At 45.2% G+C, this 21418-nt stretch carries 13 protein-coding genes; 8 read left to right on the plus strand and 5 right to left on the minus strand.

Annotated elements, in window-relative coordinates; translation table 11 throughout:
• Nucleotides 1-358 precede the first annotated feature (358 nt).
• Both J7545_RS17475 and J7545_RS17480 read left to right on the plus strand, forming a co-directional pair.
• Nucleotides 359-625: a hypothetical protein gene (locus J7545_RS17475; RefSeq protein ID WP_318719926.1), complete on the plus strand. Its 267-nt coding sequence runs from the start codon at nt 359-361 to the stop codon at nt 623-625.
• Between the two features lie 30 nt (nt 626-655).
• Nucleotides 656-1240, plus strand: coding sequence for a Uma2 family endonuclease (locus J7545_RS17480; RefSeq protein ID WP_318699275.1), 585 nt, complete (start codon nt 656-658; stop codon nt 1238-1240).
• Nucleotides 1241-1386: 146 nt separating this feature from the next.
• Here J7545_RS17480 and ileS read toward each other — a convergent pair whose 3' ends face one another.
• Together ileS and J7545_RS17490 are read right to left on the minus strand one after the other, a co-directional pair.
• Nucleotides 1387-4896, minus strand: coding sequence for an isoleucine--tRNA ligase (gene ileS, locus J7545_RS17485; protein ID WP_413039295.1), 3510 nt, complete (start codon nt 4894-4896; stop codon nt 1387-1389).
• A gap of 118 nt (nt 4897-5014) precedes the next feature.
• Nucleotides 5015-6457, minus strand: coding sequence for a Ycf66 family protein (locus J7545_RS17490; RefSeq protein ID WP_318719929.1), 1443 nt, complete (start codon nt 6455-6457; stop codon nt 5015-5017).
• Nucleotides 6458-6629: 172 nt separating this feature from the next.
• Between J7545_RS17490 and gnd the strand changes: the two genes are divergently transcribed.
• The 3 genes from gnd (at nt 6630) to J7545_RS17505 (ending at nt 14533) form a co-directional block, all read left to right on the plus strand.
• Nucleotides 6630-8048, plus strand: a complete 1419-nt coding sequence (gene gnd, locus J7545_RS17495) for a decarboxylating NADP(+)-dependent phosphogluconate dehydrogenase (protein ID WP_318699269.1) — start codon at nt 6630-6632, stop codon at nt 8046-8048.
• Between the two features lie 282 nt (nt 8049-8330).
• Nucleotides 8331-13718, plus strand: coding sequence for an AAA family ATPase (locus tag J7545_RS17500; protein ID WP_318699268.1), 5388 nt, complete (start codon nt 8331-8333; stop codon nt 13716-13718).
• Between the two features lie 53 nt (nt 13719-13771).
• On the plus strand, nt 13772-14533 hold the full coding sequence (locus J7545_RS17505; RefSeq protein WP_318699267.1) for a Uma2 family endonuclease: 762 nt from the start codon (nt 13772-13774) through the stop codon (nt 14531-14533).
• Nucleotides 14534-14561: 28 nt separating this feature from the next.
• Here the strand turns inward: J7545_RS17505 and hisA are convergent, their stop codons facing one another.
• Entirely contained in the window at nt 14562-15335 is a 774-nt protein-coding gene (gene hisA / locus J7545_RS17510; protein WP_318699266.1) for a 1-(5-phosphoribosyl)-5-[(5-phosphoribosylamino)methylideneamino]imidazole-4-carboxamide isomerase, read from the minus strand.
• A gap of 136 nt (nt 15336-15471) precedes the next feature.
• Nucleotides 15472-16323 (minus strand): Npun_R2479 family HD domain-containing metalloprotein, encoded by an 852-nt coding sequence (locus J7545_RS17515; RefSeq protein ID WP_318699265.1) that lies wholly within the window; start codon nt 16321-16323, stop codon nt 15472-15474.
• A gap of 421 nt (nt 16324-16744) precedes the next feature.
• Between J7545_RS17515 and fbp the strand changes: the two genes are divergently transcribed.
• The 3 genes from fbp (at nt 16745) to opcA (ending at nt 20842) form a co-directional block, all read left to right on the plus strand.
• Nucleotides 16745-17785 (plus strand): class 1 fructose-bisphosphatase, encoded by a 1041-nt coding sequence (gene fbp / locus J7545_RS17520; RefSeq protein WP_318699264.1) that lies wholly within the window; start codon nt 16745-16747, stop codon nt 17783-17785.
• A 59-nt stretch (nt 17786-17844) separates the two neighbouring features.
• On the plus strand, nt 17845-19374 hold the full coding sequence (gene zwf, locus J7545_RS17525) for a glucose-6-phosphate dehydrogenase (protein WP_318699263.1): 1530 nt from the start codon (nt 17845-17847) through the stop codon (nt 19372-19374).
• Nucleotides 19375-19507: 133 nt separating this feature from the next.
• Entirely contained in the window at nt 19508-20842 is a 1335-nt protein-coding gene (opcA, locus tag J7545_RS17530; RefSeq protein WP_318699262.1) for a glucose-6-phosphate dehydrogenase assembly protein OpcA, read from the plus strand.
• A 170-nt stretch (nt 20843-21012) separates the two neighbouring features.
• Here the strand turns inward: opcA and J7545_RS17535 are convergent, their stop codons facing one another.
• Nucleotides 21013-21417 (minus strand): thioesterase family protein, encoded by a 405-nt coding sequence (locus tag J7545_RS17535; RefSeq protein WP_318699261.1) that lies wholly within the window; start codon nt 21415-21417, stop codon nt 21013-21015.
• Nucleotide 21418: the final 1 nt, after the last annotated feature.

Genomic DNA, 21418 nt, shown 5'->3' on the forward strand with positions numbered 1-21418 from the left:
CAGATTTGAATAAAATTGAACACTTTTGGGAGCGGCTGAAGAAGGAGGTGGGAAAACTCAAGAACCAGTGTGAATCCCTTTATGATGCCATCATAGAAGCTTTTAAGATACTGTCCTAACGCTCCCTTTCTTTGCTATACAACAAAACTGTTCTCGCTCTCCTCAAAGTCTCAAAATTTGGATCGTCAGTTTTATCCTCTGCAATAGCCTACTCTTTATCTGGGGCCCAAGCCAATGGCGCACCTGGGCAAAAATCCAGGACTATGACCAATTTGTAGAAGTGCGACGCGATACCATTTACCAAAACTTTCCCCCCTCAAGCACCACTGTTCTTTCTAGTGGTCATTATGCACGATTAGTGTCCTATTATTTTCGCGACTATTTCTCTGCGACTTTGGGGATGATACTTACTGACGATTTTGCTCTCCTCGATCCGAGGGTAAATACCTTAGTCCTCTTTGATTCTAGGATCTTAGGGAATCTATCACCGGACATTGAGGTGCAAGAACTTTCCCTACCCCAGGGCGATCGCGCCAGCGATGCAGAGCATTATCGCTTGCGGTATATTCAATGGCAACCGTCCCAGGAAGTCAAGGTCAGTAACCAGAGCCTGATTATAAAATAAAGTCAGACGTAAGGAATAAGGAGTCAGAAGTTGGTTATTGCGACTGAAAAATTAACGTTTGCCGAATATCTCCAGTATGACGATGGGACAAATAGGCGCTATGAATTGGTTGAGGGGGAATTAATTGCGATGAGTTTAGGGACTGGGAAGCATGGGGCGATCGCTGAATTTATTAATGATTGCTTTAAGGCAGAAGTTTCCCGACAGGGACTTCCTTGGACATCTAAAGATATGAGAATTGGAGTGCGTTCTCCCCGTGGTGGAAGATGGGATACTTCGCGTATTCCAGATGTAACAGTCTTACCCCTAGAACAGTGGGAAGATTTAGCGAACCGAGAAGCGGTGATTGAATTAGATGAATCTCCCCCTATTTTGGTCGTAGAAGTCGTCAGTCCTTCAACTCAAACAACTGACTATCGCCATAAACGCTCAGAATATGCAGTATTAGGAATTCAGGAATATTGGGTCGTCGATCCCATTGGAGAAAAGGTGACGATCTTAACCTTGGTTTCTGGCTTTTATGATGAAGCTGTATTTCAACGAGAAGAGGAGATTGAGTCCAGGGTTTTTACTGAATTAAGGTTCACGGCTAATCAAATTTTATCAGCACGCTAAATGTCCTTAACCAAAACTGAGATTACCGTTACAGCTTGGTAGAACTCACTGATTTCACTGATATCCCTCTTTTGTCACTCTGGGAAGAGTACAATAAAGAAAAAAGGCTGACGACCCTCCCCCCATCTCCTAGATTTAGGTGTACCTTAAAATTCCCCATCTAGGGCAGAAACACACCGTTCGCATAAAGTAGGATGCTCGGCACTTTCGCCGACGTGGGTGGAATAATTCCAGCAGCGATCGCATTTTTCGCCCTCTGCTTTCACGACACCAATACCCAAATTATCCACAATTGCTTGATGCTCTAGCCCTTCTATAGCCTTGATATCGTCCACCAGTTCCACCTGGGACGTGATGAACAGATAGCGCAATTCATCGACTCCATTGCCAATGGTGACTGCTTCTGGAGTCTCAGAGGGAGCTTTTACAGCGGTAACTTTTTCGGGTTTGGCAACTGGCGAGACATCCTCCACCAGTTCGGAGGTTTTTTCTGTGCCCATAAACTCTTGTACTGCGGTATTCACCTGACTCAAGAGGGCAGAGCGCTCTTGTGCATAGAACAACCGTTGACGTACAAACCAGATGGTATAGATAATACCGACCAATTCGAGCAGTAAGGAGACAATAGGCAATTTAAGCATGGTGTAAGCCGTTGTCCAGCCCACATTTAAGGTTGCTGCGCTACCGAGTAAGGTGAACAGGATTAGGAAGGCGCGGGGATAATCTTTTACCCATTGCCGCCATTGATTCCACCATTGGATAGCAAGTTGCAGGAATTCGCCCAACGATCCCTCTGCTGGAGGGGTGGCAGAGGAAGCATCCGATCCGACAGGTTCTGTAAGGGCAGGTTTATGAAATGTTTGGTCTTCCAAGCTAGATCTTGGTGAACCTGCCCCTACCGCGCTCTCTGGTATTTCTGCCACCGGTTTCACCTGGGGTTTGAGGGCGACGGATAATTGAGGATTAAAGGCTTCTAAGTCTTCCTTGATCTTGTCATCCGACACATAGAGCAAGACTTTAGCTTCTAGAGCCGAGCCGATCGCCTTGGCATTGCGTGCCCCTTCTAACACCTTATTGACTTCTGTACGAATTTGACGCAGTTTTGTCCATTTTTCGGCTAATGGAGGATTGTGCCAATAGGGTTCAGTCACCAACCATCCGGACTGGAATACGGACTCATGGGACATTTTGTAGGGCAGATTTTGCCAGATGTCTTCTGCCATGTGTGAGAGAACCGGAGCGATCGCCCGTGCTAAGTTTTCTATAGCGATCGCCAATACCGTCTGACAACTGCGGCGACGTTTTCCCTTTTCGGCACTGATATAGAGCCGATCCTTAGCAATATCTAGATAGAAGTTGGACAAGTCCACCACGCAGAAATTCTGCACCGTTTGGAAGAAGCGGAAAAACTGATAACTTTCAAACGCTTCAGTGACTTGGGCGAACACTTCCCCCATGCGATGCAACATATACTGGTCTAATTCTGGCATTTCCTCATAGGGGACGCGATCGCGTTCTGGATCGAAATCATACAAATTCCCCAACAGGAACCGGGATGTATTGCGAATCTTGCGATAGACATCCGCCAACTGTTTCAGAATTGTCTTCCCAATGGGGACATCGGAAGAATAGTCCACCGAAGACACCCACAGACGCAGCACATCCGCTCCATAGGGAGGAGCCTCCTTCTTATTCTTACCCCCGTTAATAATATCCAACGGATCGACCACATTTCCCAGGGACTTACTCATTTTCCGTCCCTGTTCATCCAAAGCAAACCCATGGGTGAGAACATTTTTATAGGGAGCCATTCCCTGAGTTGCCACACTGGTGAGCAAACTGGACTGGAACCAGCCCCGGTGTTGATCGGAGCCTTCCAAATACAAATCCACGGGATACTTCAACTCTTGGCGTGCCGCTGCCACACCTGCCCAGGAACAGCCAGAGTCAAACCACACATCCATGGTATCCATACCTTTGCGGTAATTCTTCGCCTCTTTCCGGTATTTGGGCGGTAATAACTCTTCTACGGAAAGATTCCACCAGGCATCGGAACCCTGCTCGCGGATAATCTCCTTCACATGAGCGATCGTTTCTTCCGTTAACAGAGCTTCTCTGGTTTCCTGATGGTAGAACACGGGAATAGGCAATCCCCAACTCCGCTGTCTGGAAATACACCAGTCCGATCTCTCTTGCACCATGGATGTAATCCGGTTTTCGCCAGAAGACGGAATCCATTTCACCGACGCGATCGCCTCTAAAGCCGTTTCCCGGAACTTATCCACCGACGCAAACCATTGCTCAGTTGCCCGGAAAATCGTTGGTTTTTTGGTGCGCCAATCATAGGGATACTTATGCACATAGGGCGATTCTTTGATTAATGCACCCGCTTCAGTCAGCGCTTCAATAATCGCTGAGTTCGCATCCTTTAGCACATTTAATCCAGCAAACCTACCCGCCAACTGCGTCAAATCGCCCGCGTCATTCACTGGCGACAACACAGGCAAACCATAGCGTTGACCCACAATAAAGTCATCTTGACCATGGCCCGGAGCCGTATGAACTAAGCCTGTCCCAGACTCCGTAGTCACATAATCGCCACCAATCACAACCGGTGACTCGCGATTAAACAAAGGATGTTGATAGGTGCAATGCTCCAAATCTTTCCCCTTCACCGTTGCCTTCAGCGTCAGTTTAATCTCGAGTTCTTCACAGAGGCGGGCGATCGCCCCTTCTGCCACCAAAATATACTTCGGCAGCGTCCCCTTACCCGTAGGTTCCGGTTCTGCATCACTCCCTTTCCCAAACCCCTTACTCCGAGTCTTGCTCGTTGGCGCTTTGCCCCAAGGCGTTTCTACCACCGCATAGGTCAACCCTGGATTCACCGCTACTGCCAAATTTCCGGGAATTGTCCAAGGTGTCGTTGTCCAAATCGCTACCCCCAGATCCGGCATAAACGGATTGAGTTCCGAAAACACCCCATCATTCAGATGCACCATCCGGAACGCCCCATAAATACTATCGGACGTATGCCCCTCTGGATACTCCAACTCTGCCTCAGCCAGAGCCGTGCGAGAACTCGGACTCCAATGTACCGGTTTGAGACCTCGATAAATATAGCCCTTGAGTACCATTTGCCCAAACACCTCAATTTGGGCAGCCTCATATTCGGGAGTCAACGTTAAATAAGGATTCTCCCAATTCCCCCAAACCCCGTAGCGTTTAAAACTTTCTCGTTGTTCATCAACCGTTTTTTGGGCAAACTCAGCCGCTTTTTGCCGTAACGTAATAGGAGTCAACTGCTTGCGCTCCTCCCCTTTCATCGCTTGAAGCACCTTCAGCTCAATAGGCAGCCCATGACAGTCCCACCCCGGTACATACCGGACTTTATGGCCTTGTAGCAACTTGTATTTATTAATAATATCCTTCAGGATTTTATTCAAAGCATGGCCCATATGCAGAGAACCATTGGCGTAGGGCGGCCCATCATGGAGAATAAACATATCCCCTGGATTCTCCTGGGAAAGCTTTTCATAAACCTGATGTTCTGCCCAAAATTTTTGCAGTTCAGGTTCTTTTTTCGGTGCATTTGCCCGCATATCAAAGCCAGTTTGGGGCAAATGGACGGTAGTTTTATAGTCTTTTGCTGCTGTCACGGTGCTATTGGGAAGGGTTAGGGACAAAAGGGTTATGAGTCTGTAGTCAGATTTTAACAGGGAAGTTTATCGAGTTTGCACCACAATAGTCTTCCCCGAATTAAAAGTTTATCAGCCGTTATCTGCGTTTTTTACGTCTTGAAGACCGAGAACGAGAGGGTTTGCTCACCTGAGAGTCTGTCGATTCGGGTTCGATTTCTTCATCGGTTTCTGGTTCAGCTTCAGTTGCCGCTTCTATAGAGTACTCCAGTCCTTCTTCTTTCGTCTCCTCAGAAGAGTCTGAAACAGTCTCCGGCAAGTCCGAACCTGAAGGAGGTGGAATTTCGTCATTTTCCGGTTCAGAAGGCTCTTCTGAGGGAATTTCCTCGTCTGGGACTGGCTCCGGTTCAGCCGAGGAAACGGATGCGTCAGTCTCTTCTGTGGGCTGTTCTTCCGGTGCTTGCGCTTCTTCTGGACTGGGAGGTTCGGGCGTTTCCGGTGCTTCAGCAACGGGTTCCTCTACACTTTCGGCTTCAGGAGGTTCTGGCACTTCAGCGACGGTTTCCTCTACACTTTCGGCTTCTGGCGTTTCTGGCACTTCAGCGACGGTTTCCTCTACACTTTCGGCTTCAGGAGGTTCTGGCACTTCAGCAACGGGTTCCTCAGTTACGGGTTCTGAGGCTTCTGGTATTGGCGTAGATAACTCTGGCTCTTCTTCAGCCCAAGTTTGTGCATCTGAAGCAGGCATTTCCGAAGGCTTCGACTTTTGGAATCGACTTTTGAGACTATCAAAGAAACCGAACAACCCCGATAGAGTTTTCGATTTCGGTTGTGGAGGAGTCGGAGACGATGAAGTAACGGGCGTTTGTGCAACGACGGGTTCAGAGGATTCCTCAAATTCATCAGGCTCAGGCGCAGATTCTATCGTACTCTCATCTGGAACATCTGGGGCGATCGCCCCTTGACCCTCGATTTCCTCAGTCGCCTCTATCTCCTCTATCTCTTCATATTTCGATTCAGCTCCCCCTTGCGCCACCTCTAGTTCTGGCTGAGATTCAGGTTCTGGCGAAACCGGTAATTCGGCAGGTTCAGGCTCCGAAACGGGAAATTCCTCCACACTCAGTTCCGATTCAGTCACCGTTTCCTCACCCCCGACAGGGATAGGAGTCTCTGGAGACGTTTCTTCTTGGGTAACAGGAATTTCAGATTCTGGTGTTTCAGGGGTAGGCACAGCAACCTCTGGAGCAGGAGACCTCTTCAACAAACGATTTAAAGCACCTAAGCCATTCTGCTTTAACTGTTCCCCCTCCACAGGAGTTTGTTGACCAGCAGGAGTTAATTGGCGACGTAAGGTTAAAGTTTCCCAACCTAGATACAACAGCAGGGGAACAGCAGCCATTTGGCCGAGCATCACCGCACCCGTAAACCGTCCAGCACAAAACCATAGGGTTAGAGCATAGAGAAAGCCTAACCCACTCCAGATAAAATCACTTTTACGCCGATAAACCTCTGGAAAAAAGAAGAATGCCATATAAAAGGCGAAACTTCCTAAGCCAACGGCTAGTGCCAGAATTCGTGCCATGTCTGCTGAACCCTCTGTTTCTAAATTCTTTGTCTACAGCCTACAGGGTCATTTTACCGTGACGGCCCAGACTTAATCTCTTCTTTACGGGACAATTTTAAAGATCGGGCTAACCTTGTAGGTAATTTGCTGTTATAGCAAGCAATTGTTGGTTACGCGAGTACATAATCTTATGACACAGCCAAGTTTTGGTCTAATTGGCCTTGCGGTTATGGGTGAAAACCTGGCCCTGAATGTGGAACGCAATGGTTTTCCAGTAACGGTTTATAACCGAACTTATGCCAAAACTGAAGAGTTTATGGCCACCAGAGCCAAGGGGAAAAATTTCTTAGCTGCCCAAACTCTGGAAGAATTTGTACAAAAACTCGATCGCCCCCGCAAAATTTTGATTATGGTGAAAGCGGGTAAACCGGTTGATGCCGTAATTGATAGCCTCAAGCCCTTACTTGATGAAGGGGATATGATTATCGATGGCGGAAACTCCCTTTATGAAGATACCGAACGCCGCACCAAAGATCTCGAAGCCTCGAAATTAGGATTTGTAGGCATGGGAGTCAGTGGCGGTGAAGAAGGGGCACTCAATGGCCCCAGTTTAATGCCAGGGGGAACTCCAGCAGCTTACCAAGAGTTGGAACCCATTGTGACCAAAATTGCGGCTCAAGTGGATGATGGTCCCTGTGTCACTTTTATTGGTAAAGGGGGCGCAGGTCATTATGTGAAAATGGTTCACAATGGCATTGAATATGGCGATATGCAGTTAATCGCTGAAGCCTATGATTTGCTAAAAAATGCCGTAGGTTTAACCAATCCTGAACTCCATGAAGTGTTTAAGGAGTGGAATGAAACTGAGGAACTCAATTCCTTTTTAATTGAGATTACCCGGGATATCTTTAAACAAATTGACTCGGAAACCAACCAGCATCTGATCGATCTGATTGTAGATGCAGCCGGTCAAAAAGGAACGGGACGGTGGACTGTCGTCACTTCTTTAGAGTTGGGGGTAAGTATTCCCACAATTACCGCAGCCGTAAATGCTCGCATTATGTCTTCCTATAAAGAAGAACGGGTAGCTGCGTCTCAGGAATTAACCGGGCCAAGTGGTCAGTACGATGGAGATCTCAAAGCATTTATTCCTAAAATTCGAGATGCTCTCTATTGCTCTAAAATTTGTTCCTATGCTCAAGGGATGGCTCTGCTGAGTAAGGCTTCTCAAGAGTTTGGCTATGAGTTGAATCTGAGCGAAATTTCCCGTATTTGGAAAGGCGGATGTATTATTCGTGCGGGCTTCTTAGATAAGATTAAAGTGGCATTTAAGGAGAATCCCAGTTTACCCAATTTGTTGCTTGCTCCTGAGTTCAAGCAAACTATTTTAGACCGTCAGCAAGCTTGGCGGGAAGTGTTGGGTTTGGCTTGTCAGTTAGGGATTCCAGTTCCGGCATTTAGTGCGTCTTTGGACTACTTTGATAGTTATCGTCGCGCGACTTTGCCCCAGAATTTGACTCAAGCGCAACGGGATTTCTTTGGCGCTCATACCTATGAGCGGATTGACCGTCCGAGAGGGGAGTTTTTCCATAGTCAGTGGATGAGCTAGAATCCTCTTGTAGGGGCGAACGGCCGTTTGTCCCTACATCATGTCTAAATTTATGAATGGTTCAAGGAAAAAGCAAAACCAGCTTTTGCCTATTGCCTATTCTCTTCAACTTACAACCTTAACGGGTGACTTATTCCTATTCCCAGCGTGCAGGACTATATTTTGCTAAATTGGTGAGGTAATCTTGATCTAGAGTGGAGGCGATCGCTTCGGGTCGTCCGCTTCTTCTTTACCCAGGGTATCCTATCCGTACTTCCCCAAAGCGATTTAGAGTTTTTGATTATGATCAATCTAAGCGGCTACCAAATTCTTGCTAAGATCTACGAAAGTGACAAAACAGTAGTCTATCGGGGTTGTCAACAAAAAACGAATCTGCCGGTCATTTTGAAGGTACTCAAAGCAGATTATCCCACAGTAGAGGAGCGCAATCGATACCAGCAAGAGTTTGAACTGCTCAATCAGCTCAATCGAGAAAGTGTGGTTAAGGCTTATACTCTAGAAAGCTATCAAAACGCTTTAGTGATGATCTTAGAGGATTTTGGAGGAGAATCCTTAAAACAGTTATTAGCGTCTCAGAAATTTACACTTTTAGGCTTTCTCAACTTAGCCATTCGGATTGTCAAAAGCTTAGGCGATTTACATCAAGCGAGTATTATTCATAAAGATATCAATCCGGGCAATATTATCTTTAATCCCGCCACAGGAGAAGTCAAACTGGTCGATTTAAGTATATCTGTCACCTTTAACCGAGAATCTTCATCATCAGGTCATGCTCCGACGATTGAAGGAACCTTAGCCTATATGTCTCCTGAGCAAACCGGACGACTCAATCGGAGCTTAGACTATCGCACAGATTTCTATTCCTTGGGAGTCACCTTTTATGAGTTGCTCACCCACAAGCTTCCCTTTGAAAGTAAGGAAACAATGGAACTCATCCATTGTCACATTGCCAAGCAACCCATTGCTCCCCATGTCGTTAATTCTGAAATTCCCCCAGTTGTCTCTGACTTAGTGCTGAAGCTATTAGCCAAAAATGCAGAAGAGCGCTATCAAAGCAGTTGGGGATTACTGGCAGATTTAGAACAATGTTTAGTTAATCTGAAAGAAAATGACCAAATCGATCCATTTCCCTTAGGGGAACAAGATATTTCGGATACATTTAAAATCCCAGAAAAGCTCTATGGACGAGACAAGGAAGTCGATACGCTGTTAGCTGCCTTTGAGCGAGTCGCTGATGGTCATAAAGAATTCATGCTCATTAGTGGATATTCTGGAATCGGTAAATCTGCTTTAGTTCAAGAAATGTATAATCCCATTACCCATAAAAATGGCTATTTTATCTTGGGTAAATTCGATCAGTTCCAACGGAGTATTCCTTACTTTGCTATTGTAAAAGCGTTTTCTGAGTTAGTCAATTTATTGCTAACTGAAAGTGAAGAGAACTTAAGACAATGGAAAAAAAAGCTATTAGAAGCCTTTGGCCCGAATGGTCAAATCATTATTGATGTGATTCCGGAAGTAGAATACATTGTTGGCCCCCAACCTGCCGTTATAGAACTAGGACCAACAGAATCTCAAAATCGGTTTAATTTTGTTTTTCAGAATTTTATTCGTATTTTCTGCCGTCCAGAACATCCATTAGTGATCTTCTTGGATGATTTACAATGGGCTGATTCTGCAACTCTGAAGTTGATTGAACTTATGCTAACCGAAGCAGATGTTCAGTATTTTTTCTTAATTGGAGCCTATCGAGATAATGAAGTGAGTCCTAGTCATCCTCTGATGATGGTGGTTGATTCCTTGCGGATTCAGTCTGTGATTATTAACCATATTCATTTGGACAATATGAAGCTCAATCAGATTAGCCAATTAATTTCTGAGACTTTACATCAAAGGCAAGGATTAGTCAAGCCTTTGGCAGAATTGGTTCAAAATAAAACCGCAGGGAATCCATTTTTTGTGAATGAATTTCTCAAGACCTTGTACCAGGAAAACCTGCTAAGGTTTGTCCCACCTCAACCTGATATTATGGGTGGATGGTCTTGGGATTTAGAAGAAATTGAGTCCATGAGTATTACAGAGAATGTAGTGGACTTAATGATTGGTAAGTTACGAAAGCTACCAGAAGCAACGCAAGAAGTTTTACGGTTATCTGCTTGTTTAGGGAATCAGTTTGATTTAAATACTTTGTCTTTGATTTATGAAAAAGAATCCTATGGAACCTTTCAAGATCTGTTGCCCGCAATTGAAGAAAAAATGATCCGCCCCAATTCCGGTAAAGAATTGGTCGACCTGGATTTAGTTACGGCTCCGTTGTTAATTTTAAATTATAAATTTTCCCATGACCGAGTGCAGCAGGCAGCCTATGCTTTAATCGATGAATCAAATAAAAAGGCGGTTCATCTGGAAATTGGCAGAATGCTATTGGAAAGAACACCAATCGAATATCGTAGTGAACGAATTTTTGAATTGGTCGATCATATGAATGTTGGTCGAGCTTTGATAACAGAGCAGAATGAAATACTGGAGTTAGCTCACCTAAATTTGGAGGCAGGAAAACGAGCTAAAGATGCCACTGCTTTTGTGGCAGCTCTTCAATATTTAAAAGAGGCAATGAGCTGCCTGCCAGAAAATATTTGGGATCTCGATCATGAGTTTTCATTTTCTTTGTATAGAGAGCGGGCAGATGTGGAATATTTGAATGGAAATTTTGCTGAATCAGAAGCTTTGATTGCTGAGGTTTTATCTCAGATTGATTCAGATTTTGAGAAAGCAGAAATTTATAATATTCTGTTAATTCAAAATACCTTGAGAGGTCAGTATCAAAAAGCGCTAGAAATCGGGTGTACGGCCCTGGATGTATTAGGGGTGAATTTACCAACTGAAGGTTTAGATCAAGTGATTCCCCAAGAATTAGAAAACGCGAGTAAAGCGTTAGGGAATCGCCCCATTTTATCATTGCTGGATCAATCCAAAATGGAGAATCCACTCAGCGAAATTAAGGTGAAGTTATTGAATAATTTAGCTCCACCGACCTATATGCTCGATATTCAGTTGTGGACGCTGATTATTCTGAAGGGGGCAACGTTGGTTTTGGAGGAAGGATATGCTCCAGAAGTGGCATTCTTTTTGCCCACCTATGGCATTTTATTGGTGAATATTTTTGGACAGTACCGAAATGCCTATGATCTGGGAAAGGTGGCTTATCAACTCAATCAAAAATGGGGACATCCAACTTATAAGGCGGGTGTTTGTTTAATTAGCACTTTGAATTATTGGTTTAATCCCATGAAAGATTCAACATTGCTAGGAAATGAGGCGTATCAATCGGCTCTGGATTCGGGAGATTTGCTTTATGCAGGTTATGTGCTGAATAATCAGTCAGTTAATTTCTTTGTCCAGGGCAAACCGATTGAACAGATTTTAGAAGAGATTCTTAAATATTTACCATTTGCTCAGAAAACGGAGAATCAATTAGTAACTTATGTTTTACTAGGTTTACAGTTGATTCTATTGAATTTAGACGATCAAACGGATGAGGCATTGAATTTTGATGGATCAAGTTTAACCGAAGAGGAATATGTTGAGCTTTGTGAGCAAAATCAGAATAATTTTGCTCTGTGTATTTATCAGGTTTTCAAAATGCAAACGTTATATTTGTATGGAAATCTAGAGGCAGCTTTAGCCCTAAGTGAGACGATCGCGGATAAACTCCAGTTCATACTGGGTACTGCACCTGTGCCTGAGTATAATTTCTACACCTCTTTGGTCTGTCTGTCTGCGTATGATATGACAGAAGAGACTAAAAGAGTAGCCTTATTAGATAAGGTAAGAGCGAATCAAAGTCAATTAAAGATTTGGTCTGAAAACTGTGTAGCTAATTTCTTACCTAAGTATTTACTAGTAGAAGCAGAATTAGCTCGTGTGCAAAATCAACTGGAATTAGCGATTGATTTCTACGATCGCGCGATCGCCGTAGCCACAGAGCATGAATTGATTTCTGTTCAGGCGATCGCCAATGAACGGGCGGCTGATTTTTGGCTGCAAAAACATAAACTCTCCTATGCTCTAGTCCATTTGCGAGAGGCTTACTATCATTACGAGAAATGGGGAATAAAGCGCAAAGTCGCATCTCTGAAGTTAGCCTATCCTCAATTAGAGGCTAAATTTAACCAACTAACCGATAAATTGGATGTGAATACCACAATTCACACCTCTACTAATTCAATTTCCAATAGCCTGGATTTAAATACAGTTCTCAAAGCATCTCAAGCCATTTCTAGTGAAATTGTTTTCGATAAACTCTTGGGTACTTTAATGAAAATCCTGATTGAAAATGCAGGAGCGCAATCAGGATTTTTATTGCTTCCTAAAGAGGGTAAATTGCTAATTTCTGCCTCTGCTTTTGTAGATGAGGAAGCGATTATTAACGAGGAATCAACAGCCGTTGAAACCAGTGAAGAATTACCCATTACGGTCATTAACTATGTGGAGCGCTCTCTCTCCGATGTGGTTTTAAGTCATGCCTGTCGAAATGGACAATTTACCAACGACCCTTACATCATTAAACGCCAAGTTAAATCACTCCTGTGTATCCCCATTGTTAATCAAGGACAACTGATTAGTATCCTGTATTTAGAAAATAACCTAACGACTGATGCCTTCACTGCCGATCGCATTGAAGTGCTGCAAGTCTTATCCTCTCAAGCGGCGATCGCCCTGGATAATGCCCTTCTCTATGCATCCGTTGAGCAAAAAGTACAAGAGCGCACCCAAGAATTAAACCAGAAAAATCAAGATTTATCCCAAACCCTAGAAGAGCTAAAACGGACTCAAACCCAACTGATCCAAACGGAAAAAATGTCTGGTTTAGGTCAAATGGTGGCTGGAGTAGCCCATGAAATTAATAATCCCGTTAGTTTTATCTATGGTAACCTCGCCCCTGCGACGGAATATGTTGAGGCTTTGCTGGATCTGATCGATCTCTATCAAACTTATTACCCTGAACCAGATGAAGAAATTGAAGAGATGATTGAGGATATCGATCTCGACTTTATGAGTGAAGATTTGAAGAATCTCCTCAATTCCATGCAGGTGGGAGCCGAACGTATCCGTAAAATCATCCTTTCTCTACGAAACTTCTCCCGACTGGATGAAGCCGATAAAAAACCAGTTAATCTTCATGACGGATTAGATAGTACCTTGTTAATTTTGCAAAATCGTTTCAAAGAGTCGGGGAATGAGAAAGAAATTAAAATTATTAAAGAGTATGGCAATTTACCCCGAGTTAATTGCTACGCCTCCCAACTCAATCAAGTGTTCATGAATTTATTAACCAATGCGTGTGATGCAATGCAAGATCAACGCAGTACTGAACTTTCCAAAGATCAACAACCTTCGATTACAGTCCGGACTCACGTAACAGATCGCCAATCTGTGGAAGTCATTATCGCTGATAACGGCCCAGGAATGACTGAGGAGACGATCCCAAAAATCTTTAATCCCTTCTATACGACTAAACCCGTTGGCTCTGGAACCGGTTTAGGGTTATCTATCAGTTATCAAATTGTAGTGGAAAAACATAGCGGCAATCTCAGTTGTGTTTCTGAACCGGGAGAGGGAACTAAGTTTATTGTGGAAATCCCTTTACGTCCGGTAGAGGAGGAATAGGAAATAGTGCGATAAACTAAAGAGAAACTTCTTGTGAATTTGCTGGTGAATTTATGGTACTCCAATACTATCCCAGAAATGACTTACCCTTGGCAATAGATTTACCTGACTCTGACGAGACTCCCGTGGATAATGAACTGCAAGATTTAATTCCCACTTTACTCAAAGCTATGCTGGCCTTAATTTGGTCAGAGCGCATGGATTGGTTTTTTGGGGTGGATATGGGAATTTATGTTGATCCGAGCCAAGCGGCTATTGTCCCGGATGGATTTTTGAGTGTCGGAGTCCCCAGAATTATTGATTCAGATTTACGGTTATCTTATGTTCTTTGGGAAGAGCAACAAGTGCCGACGTTAGTGTTAGAAGTCGTCTCGAAAACCAGAAGAGGAGAATATACCCAGAAAAAAGAACAATATGCTCAACTGGGAGTTCTCTACTATCTTATCTATAATCCCCTGCGGAAACAGCAACCGAAGCTAGAAGTTTATCAACTTGAAGGGGGTAAATATCAATTATTATCCGGGGAACCCGTATGGTTATCAGAGTTAAATTTAGGCATTGGTCGAGCGGAAGGAACGTATCAAGGGATTGCTAGAGAATGGCTCTATTGGTATGATGAAATAGGAGAGCGTTATCTGACTCCAGAGGAATGCGCTCAGAAGGCTGAGTTAGAGCGCGATCTCGAACGCCAAGAAAAAGAGCGCCAACAACAAAGAGCCGATCGCGCCGAAGCGGTTGTCGATGAGAAAGACCGGAAGATTCAACAGTTACGAGAACGCCTAGCGCGATTGGGTATTGATCCCGATACTAATTAATAGAGGTGCCCTTAATTATTCATTGGTTTTACGCCATCGCCGACGAATCCAAATCAGGGGGAATATCCTGTAAACGACCTGGTCCGATCGCCTGTAGCGCTTCTTTCAACACCACATCCCCTGTATAGAGTGCCTTACCCACAATCACTCCAGTTACCCCCAAACGCTCTAGGGACAACAAACTGAGTAAATCTGTAACACTACTGACTCCACCAGAGGCAATCACCGGTACATCCACCGCTTCTGCAACTTCTCGCAAGGCTGGAATATTCGGTCCCTTCAGGGTTCCATCCCGATAAATATCAGTATAAATAATGCCATAAACTCCCATCTGAGCGCATTGTTGGGCCAATTCAATCCCAGAAATTTTGGAGGTTTCCAACCATCCCCGCGTCGCCACCTTGCCATCACGGGCATCAATACCCACCATAATTTGCCCTGGAAACTCCTGACAGAGCTGTTGGACAAGTTCCGGATTTTCCACTGCCACCGTTCCTAGAATCGCCTGTTGGACACCGGTAGAGAGCAAATTGGCTACCCCTGCATAGTCGCGCAAGCCGCCTCCCACTTGTACCGGCATGGGGATGGATTGGGCGATCGCCCGAATCACCTCTAAATTCACCGACTGTCCTGACTTTGCGCCATCGAGATCCACCACATGCAAGCGCGTCGCTCCTTGAGCAACCCATTGTTGGGCGATCGCCACCGGGTCTTCATCAAACACCTGACTTTGCTCATAATCTCCCTGATACAAGCGCACACAATTGCCCTGGAGCAAATCAATCGCTGGAATCACATCCATAACCGGTATTCTCCTAACACCTTAAATCCCCTCTATCCTACAGCTCTTTGAACAGCTATGAGGTAAATGATCAGAACCATCAACCGATAGGTTTATTCGGGTTATCTCCCCTATCTTCCCTGGCAATACCCCTCCCTCAAACAAAGCGATCCGTTTGCGCCTCATGTTCAACTCGAAAAACATTCGCATACAAATTCGCAATCACCTGCTTCCCTTCCTGAGTCAACTTCAAATGATTCAACGAAGGCTGAATATAATGAGAAACCACATTCCAGAAAAATGCCGGATAATTATTCCGTAAATCCCCAGGATTTTCATACCCTAACTGTTTATTCGCCCCATTTTCCTCAAACTCATAAAACAGAGCCGGAATCTTCTGTAAATACTGCGGATCGCTCAACTGCCCAATCAAATCCGCCCCTCGAATTAAACCCGGATAATTCATCGTATCCGCATGATCGTCATCCTTGGGAACCGGAAAACGAGTTAACTCAATATTGCGCTTAATTTCCTCTGCATCAATTAATTTATGACCCCCAAACCGCTCCTCAATAAACCGCTTACCCCGGTCTACATGATAAGGCGTAAGCGCCGCATCCGTTGCCCCTGGCAGCAACTCAACCCTACTGTTTTCAATCCCCGAATCATATAAGCGATCTGAATGCTTATCCTCACGACAAACACCCTTAATATACCCAATATCATGACAGAGCAAAGAAATCATAAAATGGAGCCAATCTTCTGCCGAAACTCCACCCTCACGAATATGTTTTCCACGAAGAATTTCTTGTCCCACCAACGTAACAAAAATCGTATGTTCCACATTATGATAAAGGGCATCACTATTGGCAATATTCTCTAGGGCCATACTCCCAGCCCAAACGATAATATCCGCATAATCCGGTTTATAGCCACCATACGTTCGGCGATAACCATCCCGGAGCTTCACCAAAAATTCATTAATGACAACAGAAGTCAAATTTAACATTAGAGTCTTTGAGGAGGTGCCTTCATCTGGTGTTGAACCTTTTTAATTATAAATTATAAAGGATAACTTCAAATCCCGGTTACAGCGTTTTCAACTCCATCAACGCCCCGCCCCCTCATCTTGTCCTCTTAGCGATCGGGACACGATTAGCCTTTTGAGTCTAGAATTGATCGCCTTTTTTAATCCTCAATTTTCCCAATCTTTACCCCAAAGTTTACACCAACTTCTCCCTGATAACTCTCCTGAGAGTTGATTGGCTCTCCAGCTTCTGGGGCAGCCATTTCTGCAGCCATTTCTATAGTTCACCTTAAGCTTAGAGCCATTGCGTAACCCCATTCCTTAACATGATCAACAAGCCCATCTCAATCCGTTAAGACCCTTGCGGTCAACCCTGTCCATTGCTCTAGGAGGAACCTAATCCATGGCTGATGCCCATGTCGAAGTTGCCCAAGAACATACCCTTGACCGGGATTGTACCACCCTATCTCGTCATGTTCTCCAACAACTGCAAAGCTTTTCCCCAGATGCTCAAGACCTCAGTGCGATTATGAATCGCATTGCCCTAGCCGGAAAACTCATTTCCCGTCGCCTGTCCAGGGCTGGACTGATGGAGAACGTTTTAGGCTTTACTGGCGAGACCAACATCCAAGGTGAATCGGTCAAAAAAATGGATGTCTACGCCAATGACGTATTCATCAGTGTTTTTAAACAAAGTGGCCTCGTCTGTCGCCTCGCCTCCGAGGAAATGGAAGAGCCATACTACATCCCCGAAAACTGTCCCATCGGTCGCCAAACCCTGATTTACGACCCCATCGATGGCTCATCGAATGTCGATACTAACCTCAACGTCGGCTCTATCTTCTCCATCCGCAAACAAGAAGGCATGGATTTGGATTTGAGCGCCTCCGACCTGCTCCAAAATGGACACAAACAAATTGCGGCTGGCTATATCCTCTATGGCCCTAGTACTATGCTGGTCTATTCTGTGGGAAACGGAGTCCATTGCTTCAACCTAGACCCCAGCTTAGGAGAATTCATCCTCAGCCGAGAAAATATCCAAATCCCCAGCCATGGAGCTATCTACAGCGTCAATGAAGGGAATTTTTGGCAATGGGACGAATCCATCCGCGAGTATGTGCGTTATGTTCATCGCCACGAAGGATACACCGCCCGCTATGGTGGAGCCTTAGTAGGTGATTTTCACCGCATTTTATTCCAGGGAGGAGTCTTTTTGTATCCTGGCACGCTGAAAAAACCAGAGGGTAAACTACGATTACTGTATGAATCAGCGCCCTTAGGTTTTCTCGCCGAACAAGCAGGAGGCCGGGCAAGTACAGGTACTCAAGATATCTTGGAAGCGATCCCCAAAGAGCTACACGCCAGAACGCCTCTGATTATTGGCTCTCCAGAAAATGTGGCTTTGGCCGAATCTTTCCTGAAGAATGCCTCAGAGAGCAAATAATCCTACACCAACTTTTTGTAAATCTAGACTTACACTCAACTATTGCTAGTTAATTCTCTATGGTTACACTCACAGAAAATCCTCTGCGCGTTGGACTGCAACAAGACCGCATTCCTGAACCCCAGATTTTAATTATTTTTGGTGCATCTGGAGACCTCACCCAACGCAAATTAGTCCCGGCGCTCTACCAAATGAAATTGGAGAGACGACTGCCCCCAGAATTAACCATTGTGGGGGTTGCTCGTCGTCAATGGAGCCATGACTTTTTTCGAGAACATATGCACGAAGGCGTGGAAGAATTTGGGGGAGGACTTCAGTCTGAGCAATTGTGGAAAGAGTTTGCTGAAGGTCTATTTTACTACCCTGGAGATATTGACAATCCGGAAAGTTATCAAAAACTCAAAAGCTTTCTAGCGGAATTAGATACGAAACGAGGAACTCGTGGTAACCGGGTCTTTTATCTGTCTGTTGCCCCTCGGTTCTTTGGAGAAGCAACTCAACAATTGGGCAATGCGGGGATGTTAGACGATCCCACTAAGCAACGGTTGGTGATTGAAAAACCGTTTGGCCGAGATTTGGGTAGCGCTCGGACTCTGAATCGGGTGGTGACTCAAGTCTGTGATGAAAAGCAGGTGTACCGCATTGACCATTATTTGGGTAAGGAAACGGTGCAAAATCTGTTGGTGTTTCGGTTTGCTAATGCTATTTTTGAACCCCTGTGGAATCGCCAGTTTATCGACCATGTGCAAATTACAGTGGCGGAAATGGTGGGTTTGGAAGGACGGGCGGGTTATTATGAAACGTCTGGGGCGCTCCGGGATATGGTGCAGAACCATTTGATGCAGTTGTTTTCCCTGACCGCTATGGAACCGCCGAATTCTTTGGATGCGGATAGTATTCGTAATGAGAAGGTAAAGGTGGTGCAGGCGACCCATTTGGCGGATTTGAGCAATTTGGATCGATGTGCGGTTCGGGGTCAATATACGTCGGGTTGGAGTAAGGGTAAGCAAGTTCCGGGATACCGAGATGAGGAGGGTGCGAGTCCGGAGTCGGTTACGCCGACCTATGCGGCGCTGAAGTTGAATATTGATAATTGGCGCTGGAAGGGGGTTCCGTTTTATTTGCGGACGGGGAAACGGATGCCGAAAAAGGTGTCGGAGATTGCGATTCAGTTTAAGGAAGTGCCGTATTTGATGTTCCAGTCGGCGGCGAAACAGGCGAACCCGAATGTGCTGGCGATGCGAATTCAGCCAAATGAGGGGATTTCGATGCGGTTTGAGGTGAAAACGCCGGGAAGTTCTTTGCGGACGCGATCGGTTGATATGGATTTTCGCTACGATCGCGCCTTCGGTCAAGCGAATACGGATGCCTATAGCCGGTTGTTGATTGATTGTATGTTAGGCGACCAAACTCTGTTTACCCGTGGGGATGAGGTGGAAGCCTCTTGGCAAGTATTAACCCCAGTGTTAGATGTTTGGGATGCTCCCGCTCCTCCGGAGGTGATTCCTCTCTATGAGGCGGGAACCTGGGAACCGGTTGAGGCAGAGTTGTTACTGAATCGAGATGGTCGCCGCTGGCGGAGGCTTTGACGTAGAGACACGGAGATGGGGGGATGGGGAGATGGGGAGATGGGGAGATAGGGGGATGGGGAGATAGGGGGATGGGGGGAGATATCCTATTGTCCATTACCAATTACCGATTACCGATTACCAATTACTAATTATGACTACTACTCCAATTGTTACTTTACAAAAGCCGAAGGATATTTCTCTGGGTGAGATTGAGGCGGAACTGAATAAGATTTGGTTGAGCCAAAATACAGGCAAGGCTAGCCCAGTGGCCACGCGAGCGGCGACGTTTAGTATGGCGATCTATGAGCCGGAAGAATTTCAACAGTTGTTGGCTGGTTTGGGCTTCTATAGTGACTGCATTGATGGTATTAATGGTCCGATGATGAAGGAGGCGGTTCGTGAGGCTCAGATGAGTTATGGTCTGAGGATTACGGGACGCATTGATGGCCAGACGCTGCACGGTTTGCGGGAGAATTATGAGAAGATCTCGCCCTCCCAGGTTGCTGATATTAGTAATGTGGATTTGAGGGGATCGAGTGTCAGTGAGGCGATCGCTTCCCAAAATCCCTGTAGAGTGATTACCCTTTGTCCTGTTTTAGGCGAAGATCGAGGGGTAAGTGCCCAAGTTTCTGCCTATTGTCCCATTCAAAAAAGCAGTAGCAACAGCACCCTCATCTGTTGTGAATACATTACTCTGCGAGGGACAAAGGAAGCCCTAGAGCGAGTCAAAGACCTGATTTCTTCCCTATTAATCCCCGATTTACCCAAATTTGTTTGGTGGAAAGCAACCCCCAATCGCGAACAATTGTTGTTTCAACATTTAGCTCAACAAGCCAATTGTATTGTCGTCGATTCCTGCTATTTTAGTGACCCGGATTCCGAACTTCTGAAAATTCACGATCTCATTGAGTCAGAAACCTATATTGCCGATCTTAATTGGCATCGCTTGTATCCTTGGCAAGAATTAACTGCCGCCACCTTCGATCCCCCAGAACGTCGAGATTCCCTAGGCGATATCGATCGGGTCACGATTGACTATGAAAAAGGCAATGATTCTCAAGCCTTTATGTTTTTGGGATGGTTAGCCAGTCGTCTCGGTTGGCAACCGGTTGGTTATCACGATGAAGGAGGAGATTATGATATTAAACGGATTGAATTTTCTGGCCCTGAAAATAAAACAATTCAGGCTGAATTAGCTGGTATTCCGACTGCTGACTGGGGCGAAATTCCAGGGGACTTAGTCGGGGTTTTACTGAATTCGAGCAATCCCGAGGCTAATTGTTGCACGATTTTATGTTCGGAAACCATCGGATGTATGCGGATGGAAGCGGGAGGAAGTGCCAGTAATAGTCGCACTGAACAGGTGACTGCGGTTTCCGATCAAAAGGCGGAAGAAATGATGAGTCAACAGCTACAACGCTGGGGACGAGATGTTTTATACGAGGAAAGTTTGGCCGTAACTGCCCAGATTCTGAAGTTGCGATAAGGTATAGCGCTGCGCGCTAGGGAATAGGGAATGGGGAATAGGTTATGGTAGCTAGGTTTCAGTATTGAGCCGGAGTCCTAACCGACTCTTTCTCTGCTATAGAAGTTGAAAAACATGGCTTAATTCTCCTCCCTACCCTACCCTACCCACTACAATCATCTTTTCAGTGATTAATTAGACCATTTATGAAGCCAGTTCAGCAAAACTTTTGGTAGAGGTTGCCTAGTGCGCTGGTGAGCATCGATACAGACATGGCGAGTGGTGGCTTTGGCGACAGCGCGATCGGCCACTCTTATCTTATAATTAATTTCATATTCATCTGGTGGACAAAACACCGGAGTCAGTTCAATATCCAAACAATCCCCACAAGTTAGAGGTCGATAAAAATCGGCTTCGCTATGAATAATGGGAAAAGCTATTTTCGGCTGACAAAAGAACTCCTTTAAGTCAATTCCCGCCGTAGCTAAAGAGGCTTCATAGGCTTCATGACAAAACTGAAACAGATTGGCAAAATAGACCACACCCGCAGCATCTGTTTCTGCAAAGCGAACCGTTCGAGTATAGGGAAATGGCATG

This window comes from Roseofilum sp. SBFL, assembly GCF_017746885.1.
GTDB lineage: Bacteria > Cyanobacteriota > Cyanobacteriia > Cyanobacteriales > Desertifilaceae > Roseofilum.